The organism is Bradyrhizobium sp. NBAIM18, assembly GCF_020193825.1.
GTDB classification, from domain to species: Bacteria; Pseudomonadota; Alphaproteobacteria; order Rhizobiales; family Xanthobacteraceae; genus Bradyrhizobium; species Bradyrhizobium yuanmingense.
In genome coordinates this window covers 311,666-325,526 of the sequence record NZ_JADYVO010000006.1, presented here as the reverse complement: position 1 = coordinate 325,526, position 13,861 = coordinate 311,666, and the positions used below count along the sequence as shown (strand labels likewise).

General features: G+C 63.9%; 12 protein-coding genes. 3 read left to right on the top strand and 9 right to left on the bottom strand.

Annotation, left to right across the window (positions count from 1 at the left end):
• The first annotated feature begins 217 nt into the window (after positions 1-217).
• On the top strand, positions 218-637 hold the full coding sequence (locus tag I6F17_RS16655; RefSeq protein WP_225131657.1) for a PaaI family thioesterase: 420 nt from the start codon (positions 218-220) through the stop codon (positions 635-637).
• A 115-nt stretch (positions 638-752) separates the two neighbouring features.
• Here I6F17_RS16655 and I6F17_RS16650 read toward each other — a convergent pair whose 3' ends face one another.
• Positions 753-1,637 carry a LysR family transcriptional regulator gene (locus tag I6F17_RS16650; RefSeq protein ID WP_225131673.1) on the bottom strand — a complete coding sequence of 295 codons (885 nt, stop codon included), beginning with the start codon at positions 1,635-1,637 and terminating at the stop codon, positions 753-755.
• A gap of 121 nt (positions 1,638-1,758) precedes the next feature.
• Here I6F17_RS16650 and I6F17_RS16645 point away from each other — a divergent pair, with 121 nt between their 5' ends.
• On the top strand, positions 1,759-2,382 hold the full coding sequence (locus I6F17_RS16645; protein WP_225131658.1) for a pyridoxamine 5'-phosphate oxidase family protein: 624 nt from the start codon (positions 1,759-1,761) through the stop codon (positions 2,380-2,382).
• Positions 2,383-2,541: 159 nt separating this feature from the next.
• Here I6F17_RS16645 and I6F17_RS16640 read toward each other — a convergent pair whose 3' ends face one another.
• The 3 genes from I6F17_RS16640 to I6F17_RS16630 are packed head-to-tail and all read right to left on the bottom strand — an operon-like array spanning position 2,542 to position 6,085.
• Complete coding sequence (locus I6F17_RS16640; RefSeq protein ID WP_225131659.1) at positions 2,542-3,273, bottom strand: ABC transporter ATP-binding protein; 732 nt, start codon at positions 3,271-3,273, stop codon at positions 2,542-2,544.
• Entirely contained in the window at positions 3,270-5,039 is a 1,770-nt protein-coding gene (locus I6F17_RS16635) for a branched-chain amino acid ABC transporter ATP-binding protein/permease (RefSeq protein ID WP_050991742.1), read from the bottom strand. Before I6F17_RS16635 ends, I6F17_RS16640 begins: the two co-directional genes overlap by 4 nt.
• A 5-nt stretch (positions 5,040-5,044) precedes the next feature.
• Positions 5,045-6,085 (bottom strand): branched-chain amino acid ABC transporter permease, encoded by a 1,041-nt coding sequence (locus I6F17_RS16630; protein WP_225131660.1) that lies wholly within the window; start codon positions 6,083-6,085, stop codon positions 5,045-5,047.
• A 173-nt stretch (positions 6,086-6,258) separates the two neighbouring features.
• Between I6F17_RS16630 and I6F17_RS16625 the strand changes: the two genes are divergently transcribed.
• The gene (locus tag I6F17_RS16625) at positions 6,259-6,780 is read left to right on the top strand and encodes a MarR family transcriptional regulator (RefSeq protein ID WP_035997926.1); all 522 of its coding nucleotides are present in this window, start codon (positions 6,259-6,261) and stop codon (positions 6,778-6,780) included.
• Between the two features lie 122 nt (positions 6,781-6,902).
• Here the strand turns inward: I6F17_RS16625 and I6F17_RS16620 are convergent, their stop codons facing one another.
• From I6F17_RS16620 to I6F17_RS16600, 5 genes are all read right to left on the bottom strand, one after another.
• On the bottom strand, positions 6,903-8,186 hold the full coding sequence (locus I6F17_RS16620) for a glycerate kinase (protein ID WP_225131661.1): 1,284 nt from the start codon (positions 8,184-8,186) through the stop codon (positions 6,903-6,905).
• 189 nt (positions 8,187-8,375) lie between these two features.
• Positions 8,376-9,605 (bottom strand): ABC transporter substrate-binding protein, encoded by a 1,230-nt coding sequence (locus I6F17_RS16615; RefSeq protein WP_036036751.1) that lies wholly within the window; start codon positions 9,603-9,605, stop codon positions 8,376-8,378.
• A 178-nt stretch (positions 9,606-9,783) separates the two neighbouring features.
• Entirely contained in the window at positions 9,784-11,013 is a 1,230-nt protein-coding gene (locus I6F17_RS16610) for an ABC transporter substrate-binding protein (RefSeq protein ID WP_036036754.1), read from the bottom strand.
• A gap of 248 nt (positions 11,014-11,261) precedes the next feature.
• Positions 11,262-12,488, bottom strand: coding sequence for an ABC transporter substrate-binding protein (locus I6F17_RS16605; protein WP_225131662.1), 1,227 nt, complete (start codon positions 12,486-12,488; stop codon positions 11,262-11,264).
• Positions 12,489-12,604: 116 nt separating this feature from the next.
• A complete protein-coding gene (locus I6F17_RS16600) occupies positions 12,605-13,840 on the bottom strand; it encodes an ABC transporter substrate-binding protein (RefSeq protein ID WP_036036759.1) in 1,236 nt (411 codons plus the stop codon).
• Positions 13,841-13,861 lie beyond the last annotated feature (21 nt).

Here is a 13,861-nt window from a genome sequence, read left to right as displayed (position 1 = left end):
ATCGCCTGCGAGCCTTTGCCACAAGCAGGCTGCGACCAAAGCCTAACAGGATCGGAAGCAGCATGTATTGCGGACAAAGGTCGCAATCGTCGGGCCGTTGCGGCGATGGCGGGGCTCGTTTCAAACATCTGCACAAATTCCTTTTAAAGCTTTGTAGGTGATGCATTCCTCGCGTCATTCGCTTCCAATGCAGCCAAGGCAATGAAGCGAGACCGCCATGACCCGCACCGACATCCCCGCCGGCTACGAGCCACATTTCCGCAAAGCGCCGCTGACCGATCCCTGGGAGCCGCTCTATTCGAAGAAGACCGACAAGGGCGTCACCATCGGACTGCGCCTGGCGACGCCGCACACCAACGCCCGCGGACTGATCCATGGCGGGCTGATCGCGGCGCTCGCTGACGCCGCCATGGGCTACAGCTGCGCCCAGGCGACGGGCTGGACCACGTCATTCGTCACCATCTCGCTGTCGGTCGACTATGTCGGCGCCGCCGAGATCGGCCAATGGCTCGCGGTCGAGGGCGAGGCGATCAAGACCGGGAACACGATCTGCTTCGCGCAGTGCCTGGTGAAGGCGGACGACGCCGTGATCGCGCGGGCCAGCGGCACGTTTCGGGTGGTGCCGAAGAAGGGGTGAGGCCCAACTCTCTCCGTCGTCATGCCCGGGCTTGACCCGGGCATCCACGTGTTTGGCACCGCATGCGTGGAGGCGCGTGGATGGCCGGGACAAGCCCGGCCATGACGGAAAAAGATCACCCAAACCTCCACTCCGCCGTCTCCACCACGAGGTCGACGAACGCACGCACCTTGGCCGAGAGCAGGCGCGAGGTCGGGTAGACGATGTGGATCGGCAGCGCCGGCTGCTCGTATTGCGCCAGCACGATCTTCAGGCGTCCGCGCTTCAGGCCCTCGGCGGCCTGATAGGCCAGCACCCGCGTCACGCCGCCGCCGGCCTCGGCATATTGCAGGGCGGCGTCGGCGCTGTTGCTGATGAAGCGAGGCGACAGCGGCAGCCCGATATCGCGGCCGTCGCGGAGGAAGCGCCATTCGGACCAGGGGCCGAACTGGATGGTCTGGTGCGTCGCGAGCGCCTCCGGCGTCTTCGGCTCGCCATGACGCTTCAAATAGCCGGGCGCGGCCACCACGATCCGCCGCATCTCGCCGACCTGGCGCGCCACAAGCGAGGAATCGGCGAGATGGCCGATCCGCACCGCGGCATCGACGGCGTCCTCGACGAGGTTGACGAGATGGTCGGACAGCCTGAGTTCGGCGGCGACCTCGGGATAGCGCTTGAGATAGGCGGTCATGACCGGTCCGACATGCAGGCGGCCGAAGCCGACCGGCGCGGACACGACGAGACGCCCGCTCGGCCGGTTGCGCTCCTCCCGCGCCGAGCCGTCGGCCTCCTCGACGTCGGCGAGGATGCGCCGCGCGCGCTCCAAATAGCGCGTGCCGACGTCGGTCAGCGCCACCTGCCGCGTGGTCCGCTGCAGCAGCCGCGCGCCGAGATGCTCCTCCAGCGCCGCGATCATCCGCGTCACCGCCGACGGCGACAGCCGCAGCTTGCGTGCGGCCGGCGCAAAGCCGCGCAGATCGGCGACCGTGACGAAGACGTGCATGGCTTCCAGGCGGTCCATGGACATTATTGCATATATCGCAATGATGAAGTGTCAAGGTGCTCAATTGTTTTAGACGCCGAAGGGCCCAGATTGGGCGCGGAAGACGCAGCAATGCGCCGGAATTTCAGGAGATGTTCCGATGACGGCAATTCATACCTATGCCAGCGACGTGGCCTTTTCGCCGGCGGTGAAGACGATCCAGGCGCGCAAGGGCTCGCGCGAGGCCTATGCGCGCAGCGAGCAGCGCGGCTGGCGCACCGAGGTCGACGACAATCTCGCCGCGTTCCTGGCCGACGCCAACAGCTTCTATTTCGCCACGGCTTCAGCCGACGGCCAGCCCTACATCCAGCACCGCGGCGGCCCGAAGGGCTTTCTCAAGGTGCTGGACAAGCAGACGCTCGCCTTCGCCGACTACGCCGGCAACCAGCAGTTTATCACGCAAGGAAATCTCTCGGAGAATCCCAAGGCCTACATCTTCGTGATGGACTACGCCCATCGTCGCCGTGTGAAGATCTGGGGCGAGGCGCGCGTCGTCGAGGACGACGAAGCGCTGACCACGTCACTGGTGCCGAAAGGCTACCGCGCCCGGCCCGAGCAGGTGATCCTGTTCAAGATCGCAGCCTGGGACACCAACTGCCCGCAGCACATCCCGCAGAAGTTCGACGCGGCCGATGTCGCGGCCGCGCTCGCCGCGAGAGATGCGAGGATCGCAGAGCTGGAGGCGGAGGTTGCGGCGCTGAAGGGCGAGAAGGCGGCGGGTTAAACGGGCCGCTTCGCCTCTCCCATATCGTTCGGTGTCATGCCCCGCGAAGGCGGGGCATCCAGTACGCCGAGGCATTTCGGTTCAATCGCGATCGTCTCGGAGTACTGGATCGCCCGCCTTCGCGGGCGATGACAATGAATATGCCGAGGCGTCTCGAAACTAAATCGCACTCGCGCCTTCGTGCTGGAAGCCGAGATAGCTTGCCGCGACCCGCTCATTGGCGGCGATGTCGCTGGCCTTTCCGCTGAGCACGAACTCGCCGAGCTCCATGACATAGGCCTGGTCCGCGATCTTCAGCGCGGCCTGCGCGTTCTGCTCGACCAGCAGCACGGAGACGCCGGCGGCGCGGAGCTCGGTGACGATGCGGAAAATGTCGGCGACGATGATCGGTGCAAGGCCCAGGCTCGGCTCGTCCAGCATCAAGAGCTTCGGCTCGCCCATCAGCGCGCGGCCCATCGCGAGCATCTGCTGCTCGCCGCCGGAGAGTGTGCCGGCGAGCTGCTTGCGCCGCTCCTTCAGCCGCGGAAACAGCGCATAGACCCGCTCCATCGAGGCTTTGGCCTTGCTGCGCTCGATCCGGAACGCGCCCAGCTCGAGATTGTCCTCGACATTCATGGTCACGAACAATTCGCGATGCTCGGGAACGAGACCGAGCCCCATCGCGACGCGGTCCTCGATGTCGAGCCGGGCGAGATCCTGCCCGGCAAAGGCGACGCGGCCCTTCAGCGGCAGGATGCCCATGATGGCCGAGAGCAGCGTGGTCTTGCCGGCGCCGTTGGCGCCGACAATGGTGACGATCTCGTTGGCGCCCACCTCGAGCGAGACCGAACGCACCGCCTCGACCTTGCCATAGGCGACATGCGCGTCGGTGACGGACAACAGCGTGCTCATGCCGCCACTCCGAGATAGGCCTTGATCACTTCGGGATTGGTCTTGATCGTCGCCGGCGTACCTTCCGCGATCTTGGTGCCGAAATCGAGCACCACGATGCGGTCGGCAAGGTTCATCACGAAGCCCATGTCGTGCTCGACCAGAAGGACGGACATCCCGCCGTCGCGCAGCTCGCGGAGCAGTGTTGCCAGCCGTTGCTTTTCCATGTGGCGCAGTCCGGCTGCCGGCTCGTCGAGCAGCAGCAGCATCGGATCGACGCAGAGCGCGCGGGCGATCTCGACGATGCGCTGCTGGCCGAGCGAGAGCGAGCCTGCCAGCTGGTGCATCTGCTCGGCGAGGCCGACGCGCTCGATCTGGCGGGCGGCCTCGGCGAGCAGTTTGGCCTCGTCAGCGCGGTCGAGCCGCAGCATCGAGGAGATTGGGCCGGAATGGCCGCGCAAATGTGCCCCGATCGCGACGTTCTCCAGCACGGTCATGTCGGGGACGAGCTTGACGTGCTGGAAGGTCCTGCTGATACCGAGCTTGACGATCTCCTGCGGCGGCGCGTTGTCGACCTTCCTGCCGAGCACCGAGATCGAGCCCGAGGTTGCCGACAGCACGCCGGTAATCAGGTTGAAGGTCGTGCTCTTGCCGGCGCCGTTCGGGCCGATCAGCGCGACGATCTCGCGGGCCTGCACGTCGAAGGACACGTTGTTCACCGCGACCACGCCGCCAAACTGCTTTCGCGCCTTCTCGACCTGAAGCAGGACGCCGGTCTCGGCGGGCGCGCGGGTGCGATGCTCCAGCTTCAGCGAAGTGTCCGGCTTCTTGCCGTCGGTGCGCTCGGGGAAGAACGACATCAGCCAGGGCCAGAGGCCGCCGGGCGCAAGCTGCAGCAGCGCCACCAGCATGATGCCGAACACGATGGTCTCGACCTGGCCGGAGCCGGGCAGGATCAACGGCAGATAGCTCTGCAGCACCTCTTTCAGGATCACGACGATCGCCGCGCCCAGCACGCCGCCCCAGACATAGCCGGCGCCGCCGACCACTGCGATGAAAAGATATTCGATGCCCATATGCGCACCGAACGGCGTCGGGTTCACCGCGCGCTGGAGATGGGCGTAGAGCCACCCGGACAGGCCCGCGAGCACCGCGGCGTGGATGAACACCAGGAGCTTTGCCCGCGGCGTGTGGACGCCGAACGCTTCGGCCGCGACATGGCCGCGGCGCAGCGCGCGGATGGCGCGGCCGGTGCGGGAGTCCAAGAGGTTCATCGTCAGCAGTGCCGAGAGGATCACGGCGACCCAGATCGCGTAATAGATCGAGCCGGGCGAGAGCATCTTGAAGGCACCGATCGACAGCGGCGGGATCGCCGAGATGCCGTCGTTACGTCCCAGAAACTCCAGCTTGCTGAACAGGTAGAACAGCCCAAGCCCCCAGGCGAGCGTGCCGAGCGGCAGGTAATGGCCCGAGAGGCGCACGGTGATCAGCCCGAGCAGCACCGCGAGCGAGCCGCTGACCACGAGCGACAGCGGCAGCGTCAGCCAGGGCGACAGGCCATAGGCCGTCGTCAGCACGGCGGTGGTGTAGGCACCGAAACCGACGAAGGCGGCCTGGCCGAACGAGGTGAGGCCGCCGACGCCGGTCAGCAGCACGAGGCCCATCGCGACCAGCGCGGCAAGGCCGATATTGTCGAGCAGCACGATCCAGAACGGGGGCACGCCCGGGATGAGCGGGATCGCCGCCATGACGAGTGCAAAGACGAGGATGGGAAGCCGGCTCTGCATCGGGCTCAGTCCTTCTCTTCCTCGACCGCGGGCGCGGCGAGCGAGCGCAGCAGCAGCACGGGGATCAGCAGCATGAAGACGATCACCTCCTTGTAGTTGGAGGCGTAGAAGGACGAGAACGCCTCGACGATGCCGACCACCAGCGCCGCGACGGCGGTGAGGGGATAGCTGACGAGGCCGCCGATGATCGCGGCGACGAAGCCCTTCAGCCCGATCAGGAAGCCGGAATCGTAATACAGTGTCGTGATCGGCACGATCAGGATGCCGGAGAGCGCGCCGATGACGGAGGCCAGCAGGAAGGCGATCTGGCCCGACAGCGTGGTGCGGATGCCGGCAAGCCGCGCCCCGAGCCGGTTGACCGCGGTCGCGCGCAGCGCCTTGCCGTAGAGCGTCAGGCCGAAGAACAGCCAGAGCGCGACGATGAAGGCGACGGTGATGGCATAGACGGTGATGCTCTGGCCGGTGAAGCGCAATGCGCCGGCGGTGAAGGCGCCGGACAGCACGGCAGGCCCGCGCTGGCCTTCGGCGCCGAAGAACAACAGTCCGAGGCCCTGCAGCGCGAGGTGGACGCCGACGGAGGCGATCAGCAGTACCAGCACCGAGGTGTGCGCCAGCGGCTGGAAGGCGATGCGGTAGAGATAGAGGCCGATCATCGCCACAATCACCAGCGACAGCGCGATGCAGACCGCGACCGGCGGCTTCTGCGCGGAGAGGGACAGGGTCAGCGCCAGCACGATCGCGGGCAGCACGACGTTGGCGATGAAGCTGCGGACGACCAGCCGCCCGTGCAGCGCCTTGCGCGCTACGAACAGGTCGAAGACGAAGGCGCCGATGCCGAGCGCCAGCGCCAGCTTTGCCGTACCCGGCATCTGGCCGGCGGCCAGCGAGGCATAGGTCAGCGCGCCGTAGGTGACGAATTCGCCCTGGGGAATGAGGATGACGCGGGTGACGGCGAACACCAGCACCAGCGCCAGGCCGAGCAGCGCATAGATCGCGCCATTGGTGATGCCGTCCTGCACCAGGAACAGCATGATGGTGGTATTCAAGACCGGACGCTCCCCCTAATCCGGACCGGTCCCCTCGATCGCGGTGGACGGTCCGCTCACAGCCATTGAAAAACGCAGGCGATATTTGGTATGGTCCATAACAATTATCAAATATAACTTCAAGGGTGGGAACGACCCGCCCCGGAATTTAGCGGGATTACGAGCACGAGGCGATGACCGTTTCCAAAACCGCTGAAAAGTCCTCCGACAAACCGGCCGACGCGGCCAAGGGCCGCAAGGAGGCAGGCGAGCCGCAGGCGGAGGCCCTCCAGCTCGGCGAGCTTTCCGAGCAGCTGGGCTATGTCCTGAAACGTGCGCAGCTCAAGGTGTTCGAGAATTTCCTGCGCTGCATGGCCTCGCTCCAGCTGACGCCGGCGCAGTTCTCGGTGCTGCTCCTGGTCGAGAAAAACCCCGGCCGTAACCAGACCGAGATCGCCTCCACGCTCGGCATCCTCAGGCCGAACTTCGTAGCCATGCTCGACAATCTGGAGAGCCGCGACCTTTGTGCGCGGATCCGCTCCACCAACGACCGCCGCTCGCACATCCTGGTCTTGACCGACAAGGGCAAGGCGGTGCTGGCGCGCGCCAAGAAGCTCGTCGCTACCAAGCACGAGGCCCGGCTGAACGATCTGCTCGGCCAGGCCAACCGCGAAGCCCTGATCGAGATGCTCGCGAAGATCGCCAACGAGTTTTGAGGGGGCGCTCTCTATCCGCCGTCATGCCCGGGCTTGTCCCGGGCATCCACGTTCTTAGCGCAGCTGAAGAAGTCGTGGATGGCCGGGACAAGCCCGGCCATGACGGAGGAGATATCTGGGACTCAATCCACCAAGATCGCCCTGATGTCGTTCACGTTGGTCAGCGTCGGTCCAGGCCGCAGCAGGTCGCCGGTCGCCTCGAAGAACGTGGTCGCGTCGTTGTTGGCGAGATAGGCCTGCGGCTCGAGCGCCAGCGCCTTCATCTTCGCGAACGTCGCCGCATCGATCAGCGCGCCGGCGGGGTCGGTCGGGTGGCCGGCGCCGCCATCGGCGCCGTCGGTGTCGCCGGCCAGCGCCGCGATGCCGGAAGTGTCCTTCAAGAGCGAGGCCAGCGCCAGCGCGTATTCCTGGTTCGGCCCGCCGCGCCCGTTGCCGCGCACGGTGACCGTGAGCTCACCGCCGGAGAGGATCGCGACGCGCTTGCCCTGGCCGCGTGCCTGAAGCGCCAGCCTGGCGTGATCGGCGGCGACCTCGCGCGCCTCGCCTTCGAGATCGGCGCCGAGATCCATGGTCTCGTAGCCGGCCTCGCGCGCGAGCTTGACCGCAGCGTCCAGCGACTGCTTGGGGCGCGCGATCAGCTCGAACGACGCGTGCGCAAAGGCGGCGTCGCCCGGCTTGCAGCTCTCGTTGTTGGGATCGTCGAGCGCGCACCGTACCGCGTCGTCGATGTCGAGCCTGTATTTCGCGACGATCGCGCGCGCATCCGCCAGCGTGGTCGGATCGGGCACGGTGGGGCCGGAGGCGATCGCGGAGGGATCGTCATGCGGCACGTCGGAGATCGCGAGCGTCACGATCTCCGCGGCGTTGCTGCCGGCGCGCGCCAGGCGGCCGCCCTTGATCCGCGACAGGTGCTTGCGCACGACGTTCATCTCGCCGATCGGCGCGCCCGAGCGCAGCAGCGCCTTGTTGACCGCCTGCTTCTGCGCGAAGCTGATGCCGTCCACCGGCGCGATCCAGTTGGCCGAGCCGCCGCCGGTGAGCAGCACCAGCAGGAGATCGTCCGGCCCGGCCTCGCCCGCGAGTGCGAGCGTGTCGGCCGCGCCCTTCAGACCCGCTTCGTCAGGCACGGGATGACCGGCCTCGACCACGCGGATGCGTCGCGTCGGAACGCCATAGCCGTGGCGCGTGGTGGCGATGCCGACGAGGCGCTCCGGCGCCAATCCCAGCGCGCCGAGATAATGCCGCTCCGCGGCCGCGGCCATTGCGCCGGCGCCCTTGCCGGCGGCAAGACAGATCACGCGCCCCCTGGGCGCAGGCCGCAGGTGAGAGGCCAGCACCATGTTGGGATGGGCGGCGGCGACGGCGGCGTCGTAGAGCGCGCGGAGCAGGGGACGTCGGTCGGTCATGGACAATGGCCTTGCGCAGACTGGACTGGCGGCGACGAGGTCGCCGCCACCTGCCTACCGCATCGTGTGCCAAAGCGTAAGCGTCTTCGCCGTCATTCGATTGTGCAATCGCGTGATCACAATTGCCACACAAAGCAAAAAGCCCCCTGCGCGATCAGCGCAGGGGGCTCGTCGTCCGCTTTGCAGCTTTTAGCCGCCGGCGTCGGCGCTGATCACCTCGCCGAACAGATCCCACTTATCGCCCTTGAACTTCATCAGCTGCAGCGAGCTGATCGGCGCGAAGTCGTTCGGCCCGGTATTGATCTTGATGCCGGGCAGCAGCACTTCGGTGCGGAAGTCCTTCAGGCTCGCCGCCTGCTTCATGACGTTCTCGCGCGTGAGATTGTCGCCGCACTTCTTCAGCACCTCGACCAGCGTCTGCGCGACGCCGTAGCCGACGATGGTGCCGCCGTCGAGCTTGTCGCCCTCGGGGAAGTACTTCGTCATGAAGTCCAGGAACGCCTTCATGCCGGCGTCGTCCTTCCACTGCGGATCGGAGACGTCCTTCAGATAGGCGGCCGAGATGATGTCCTGCGAATTCTCGAACCCGGCGGGCTTGATCACGCTGCCGACCGAGGCCGAGACGTTGTTGAGGAAGTGGGTCGGCTTCCAGCCGATCTCGGAGATCTTCTTGATCGCCTGTGCCGCGAATTTCGGCGTGGTGATGTTGACGAAGACGTCGGCGCCGGTGGCTTTCAGCTTGACGATGTGGTTGTCGATGGTCGGCTCCGACGTCTCGTAGCTTTCCTCCAGCACGATCATGCTCGCGGCCTTGGCCCCCAAGCCGTCCTTCAGGCCCTTCAGATAATCCTTGCCGTAATCGTCGTTCTGGTAGAGCACGCCGATCTTGGCGTTCGGCATGGCCTTGAGGATGTATTTCGCGTAGATCTGCGTCTCGCTCTGGTAGTTGGGTTGCCAGCCCATGGTCCACGGGAAGTTCTGCGGATCGTTCCACTTGGTGGCGCCGGTGGCGACGAACAGCTGCGGCACCTTCTTCGAGTTCATGTATTTCTGGATCGCGGAGTTCGGCGGCGTGCCGAGCGAGTTGAAGACGAGCAGCACCTCGTCGCTCTCGACCAGCTTGCGTGCCTGCTCCACCGTCTTCGGCGGCGAGTAGGCATCGTCATAGGAGACGAAATTGATCTTGCGGCCGTTGATGCCGCCCTCTTCGTTGATCTTTTTGAAATAGGCGGCTTCGGTGCGACCGATGATGCCGTAGGCGGAGGCCGGTCCGCTGTAGGGCATGATGTTGCCGACCTTGATCTCGGTGTCGGTCGCACCGGTGTCGTACTTCTTCTGGGCCGTTGCGGTTGAGGCCGAGGCCGCGATGAGCGCGAGCGCCAATGATGCGGCCGCAAGCTTGCCGTTGACAGCAGGCATTCCAATCTCCCTGTTTTTCTTGGTTTGCGCGTCCCTTTTCTTGGCTTGATTGTTTTTGGCGACGCGGGCGCAATTCAATACGATTTGCCCGAACGCTTCAAGGAAAAGCCCCTGCGGCAAGGCCGCAGGGGCTGCGTCTTTGGTCGATTTGGCTACATCTTGAGCAACTGGTCGATGGTCAGCCGCCGACGTCGCCGCTCAGCACCTCGCCAAATGGCACCCAATTCTCGCCCTTGAATCGGATCAGTTGCAGCTGCGACAGCGGTGCGAAATCGGTGGCCGAGGTGTTGACCTTGATGCCCGGCAACAGGCCCGCCGGCTCGAAGTCCTTGATGTTGGCGGCCTGCTTCATGATGTTTTCGCGGGTCAGATTGTCGCCGCAGGCCTTGAGCACGTGAACGAGGCCTTGGGCGACGATGTAGCCATACATCACCGAGGCGTCGGCGCGGTTCGCTTCCGGATAGTACTTATCCAGGAATTCGTTCCAGGCGATCATCGCCTTGTCGTCCTTCCATTGCGCGTCGGTCGGATCCTTGAAATATTGCGACGAGATGATGTCCTGGGCATTCTCGAAGCCGGCCGGCTTGATCACGCTGCCGATCGAGGCCGAGACGTTGTTGAGGAAGTGCAGCGGCTTCCAGCCGATCTCGGCGTTCTTCTTGATCGCCTGTGCCGCGAATTTCGGCGTCGTGATGTTGAAGAACACGTCGGCGTTGGTCGACTTCATCTTGACGATGTGGGAGTCTATGGTCGGTTCGGAGACTTCGTAGCTGTCCTCGATGACGATCATCGAGGCGGCCTTGGCGCCGAGCCCGTCCTTGAAGCCCTTCAGATAGTCCTTGCCGTAATCGTCGTTCTGGTAGAGTACGGCGATCTTGGCGTTCGGATGGTTCTTCAGGATGTACTTGGCGTAAATGATCGACTCGATCTGGTAGTTGGGTTGCCAGCCCATCGTCCACGGGAAGGTCTGCGGGTCGTTCCACTTCGTGGCGCCGGTGGCGACGAACAGCTGCGGAACCTTCTTCTGGTTCATGTACTTCTGGATCGCCGAGTTCGGCGGGGTGCCGAGCGAGTTGAAGATCAGCAGCACCTCGTCGCTCTCGACCAGCTTGCGCGCCTGCTCCACGGTCTTCGGCGGGGAATAGGCGTCATCATAGGTGACGAAGTTGATCTTGCGGCCGTTGATGCCGCCCTCGGCGTTGATCTTGCGGAAATAGGCCTCTTCCGTCTTGCCGATCACGCCGTAGGCGGACGCCGGTCCGCTGTAGGGCATGATGTTGCCGATCTTGATTTCGGTGTCGGATGCGCCGGTGTCGTATTTCTTCTGCGCGAGCGCTGTCGTGGACAGCGTGGCGGCCAGCACGAGGGCAGCCGAGAAGGCCCCCAATCGCACATGCATTGCAGGCATTTTGATCTCCCTGGACAGGATTGAATGTGTCGTTTGTTCTTATTGGGAGCGATCGTTGCGCGTCGCTCCGTCGCGCATTCAATACCTATCCACGGCCGTCAGCAAGAAGAACGCCTGCACGGGCCTCGCGCGGGCGGCGATCTCGTCGAAGGCGGTGCTGAATATTCCGGCGCGTGAGATTCTTTTTGCGGGGCAAACTCACCGCTTGAGTTGCTTTACGAGAAGGCGGCTATTTTGAATTGCGTCGTTTAGTGGCTCATCTCGCTCGAGATGATGTCGCCGAACAGCTCCCATTTCCTGCCCTTGAAGCGCATCATCTGCAGCTGCTCGATCGGGGCGAAATCGTCGGGCGCGGTGTTGATCTTGATGCCTGGCAGCAGCGTGTCGGGTGCGAAGTCCTTCAGGCTGGCGGCCTGCTTCATGACGTTCTCGCGGGTGAGATCGTCGCCGCACATCTGCAGCACCTTCACGATGGTCTGTGCGGCGGCATAGCCGTACACGACGCCGGCATCGAGCTTGTTGGCCCTGGGCTCGTATTGCGCGAGGAAACTGTAGAACTTCTTCATGCCGTCGTCGGCATTCCACTGCGGGTCGGAGCCGTCCTTGGTGTAGGTCGCCGACAGGATGCCTTGCGAGACTTCAATGCCCGCCGGCTCCAATACGCCGCTGACCGAAGCCGAGACGTTGGAGATGATGTGCATCGGATGCCAGTTGATCTCCGCGGCTTTCTTGATTCCCTGCGCGGCGAATTTCTGGTTGGTGAGGCTGATGAAGATATCGGCGCCGGCCGCCTTCAGCTTCACGACTCGCTCGTCGATTGCGGGCTCGGACGTGTCGTAGGCTTCCTCCCGCACGATCATCGAAGCCTTGGCGCCGAGGCCCTCCTTCAACCCGTTTAGATAGTCCTTGCCGAAATCGTCGTTCTGGTAGAGCACGCCGATCTTTCCGTTTGGCTTCTCCTTCATGATGTATTTGGCATAGATGCGGGCCTCGCTGACGTAGCTCGGCTGCCAGCCCATGGTCCAGGGATATTGCTTGGGGGCGTTCCATTTCGAGGCGCCGCTCGCCACGAACAATTGCGGCACCTTCTTCTCGTTCATGTACTTGCGGATGGCGCTGTTGGTGGAGGTGCCGAGCGAGCCGAAGATCAGCAGCACATTGTCGCTCTCGACCAGTTTTCGCGCCTGTTCCACCGTCTTCGGCGGCGAATAGCCGTCGTCATAGGAGATGAATCTGATCTTGCGGCCGTTGATGCCGCCCTCGGCATTGATCTTGTTGAAGTAGGCTTCCTCGGTCCTGCCGATCGCAGCATAGCCGGAGGCCGGACCGCTGTAGGGCATGATGTTACCGATCTTGATCTCGGTATCGGACGCGCCGCTGTCGTATTTCTTCTGCGCCAGCGCCTCGCCGCTCATTGCAGTGCACAAGGCAAGCGCGGCCCAGAGCGTCGCAACCTGGGAACGAACGGCGGCCATTGCTCTCCTACCCCGGGATGGATCGATCGCATTGAACAAGATTGGCGCCTGTCGTCAACAAAAAGCCCCCGCGACTGTCCGCGGGGGCTCCTCGTCCTCGATCATCGCGTCACGCGTCACTCGGAGGCGACGTCACCGCTGATGATCTCGCCGAACAGTTCCCACTTCTCGCCCTTGAAGCGCATCATCTGCAGCTGCGCGATCGGAGCGAAGTCGGTGGGGCTGGTGTTGATTTTGACGCCGGGCAGCAGCGTATCCGGAGCAAAGTCCTTCAACGAGGCGGCCTGCTTCATGATGTTGGCGCGGGTGAGATCGTCACCGCACATCTCCAGCACCTTGGCCAGCGTCGAGGCGGCGCCATAGCCATAAACCATGCTGGTGTCCGACTTGTCGGCACCCGGCATGTACTTGTCGACGAACTCGTTCCACTTCTTCATGCCGGGGTCGTTGGCCCATTGCGGATCCGTGGAGTCCTTGGCGTAGGCGGCTGACAGCACGCCCTGCGCGTTCTCGAAGCCGGCCGGCTTCATCACGCTGCCGACCGAGATCGACACGTTGGTGAGGATCTGGAGCGGCTTCCAGCTGAGCTCGGCGGTCTTCTTGATGGTCTGGGCCGCGAACTTCGGCGTGGTGTAGATCAGGAGCACGTCGGGATTGGCGGCCTTGATCTTGACGATATGGCCGTCGATCGACGGCTCGGATACCTCGTAGCTCTCCTCCATGACGATCATGGACGAGGCCTTGGCGCCGAGGCCGTCCTTGGTGCCCTTGAGGTAGTCTTTGCCGAAATCGTCGTTCTGGTAGAGGATCGCGATCTTGGCGTCCGGCTTCTCCTTCATCAGCCATTTCGCGTAGATCTGCGCTTCGCTCTGGTAGGAGGGCTGCCAGCCCATGGTCCAGGGGAAGTTCTTCGGGTCGTTCCACTTGGTGGCGCCGGTCGCGACGAAAAGCTGCGGGATCTTCTTGGAGTTCAGATACTTCTGGATCGCACTGTTCGAGGGCGTGCCGAGCGGGTTGAAAACGACCAGCACCTCGTCGCTCTCGACCAGCTTGCGAACCTGCTCGACGGCCTTCGGCGGCGAATAGCCGTCGTCATAGGTGACGAAGTTGATCTTGCGGCCGTTGATGCCGCCCTTATCGTTGATCATCTTGAAATAGGCTTCTTCGGTCTTGCCGATGATGCCATAGGCCGACGCCGGACCGCTGTACGGCATGATGTTGCCGATCTTGATCTCGGTATCGGACGCGCCGGTGTCGTATTTCTTTTGAGCGAGTGCAGCGCCGGAGGTGAGAGTGATGGCCGCCGTTGCCGTGACCAGCGCGGCGGCTCGCAGTGTTCTTCCAAAATACAATTCGGTCTCCTCAGTTAATTC

What these genes read in the sequence shown, in the direction of transcription:
- I6F17_RS16655 (WP_225131657.1), top strand. Translation starts at nt 218, where the DNA reads ATGACCCGCACCGACATCCCCGCCGGCTACGAGCCACATTTCCGCAAA.
- I6F17_RS16650 (WP_225131673.1), bottom strand. Translation starts at nt 1,637, where the DNA reads ATGGACCGCCTGGAAGCCATGCACGTCTTCGTCACGGTCGCCGATCTG.
- I6F17_RS16645 (WP_225131658.1), top strand. Translation starts at nt 1,759, where the DNA reads ATGACGGCAATTCATACCTATGCCAGCGACGTGGCCTTTTCGCCGGCG.
- I6F17_RS16640 (WP_225131659.1), bottom strand. Translation starts at nt 3,273, where the DNA reads ATGAGCACGCTGTTGTCCGTCACCGACGCGCATGTCGCCTATGGCAAG.
- I6F17_RS16635 (WP_050991742.1), bottom strand. Translation starts at nt 5,039, where the DNA reads ATGCAGAGCCGGCTTCCCATCCTCGTCTTTGCACTCGTCATGGCGGCG.
- I6F17_RS16625 (WP_035997926.1), top strand. Translation starts at nt 6,259, where the DNA reads ATGACCGTTTCCAAAACCGCTGAAAAGTCCTCCGACAAACCGGCCGAC.
- I6F17_RS16620 (WP_225131661.1), bottom strand. Translation starts at nt 8,186, where the DNA reads ATGACCGACCGACGTCCCCTGCTCCGCGCGCTCTACGACGCCGCCGTC.
- I6F17_RS16615 (WP_036036751.1), bottom strand. Translation starts at nt 9,605, where the DNA reads ATGCCTGCTGTCAACGGCAAGCTTGCGGCCGCATCATTGGCGCTCGCG.
- I6F17_RS16610 (WP_036036754.1), bottom strand. Translation starts at nt 11,013, where the DNA reads ATGCCTGCAATGCATGTGCGATTGGGGGCCTTCTCGGCTGCCCTCGTG.
- I6F17_RS16605 (WP_225131662.1), bottom strand. Translation starts at nt 12,488, where the DNA reads ATGGCCGCCGTTCGTTCCCAGGTTGCGACGCTCTGGGCCGCGCTTGCC.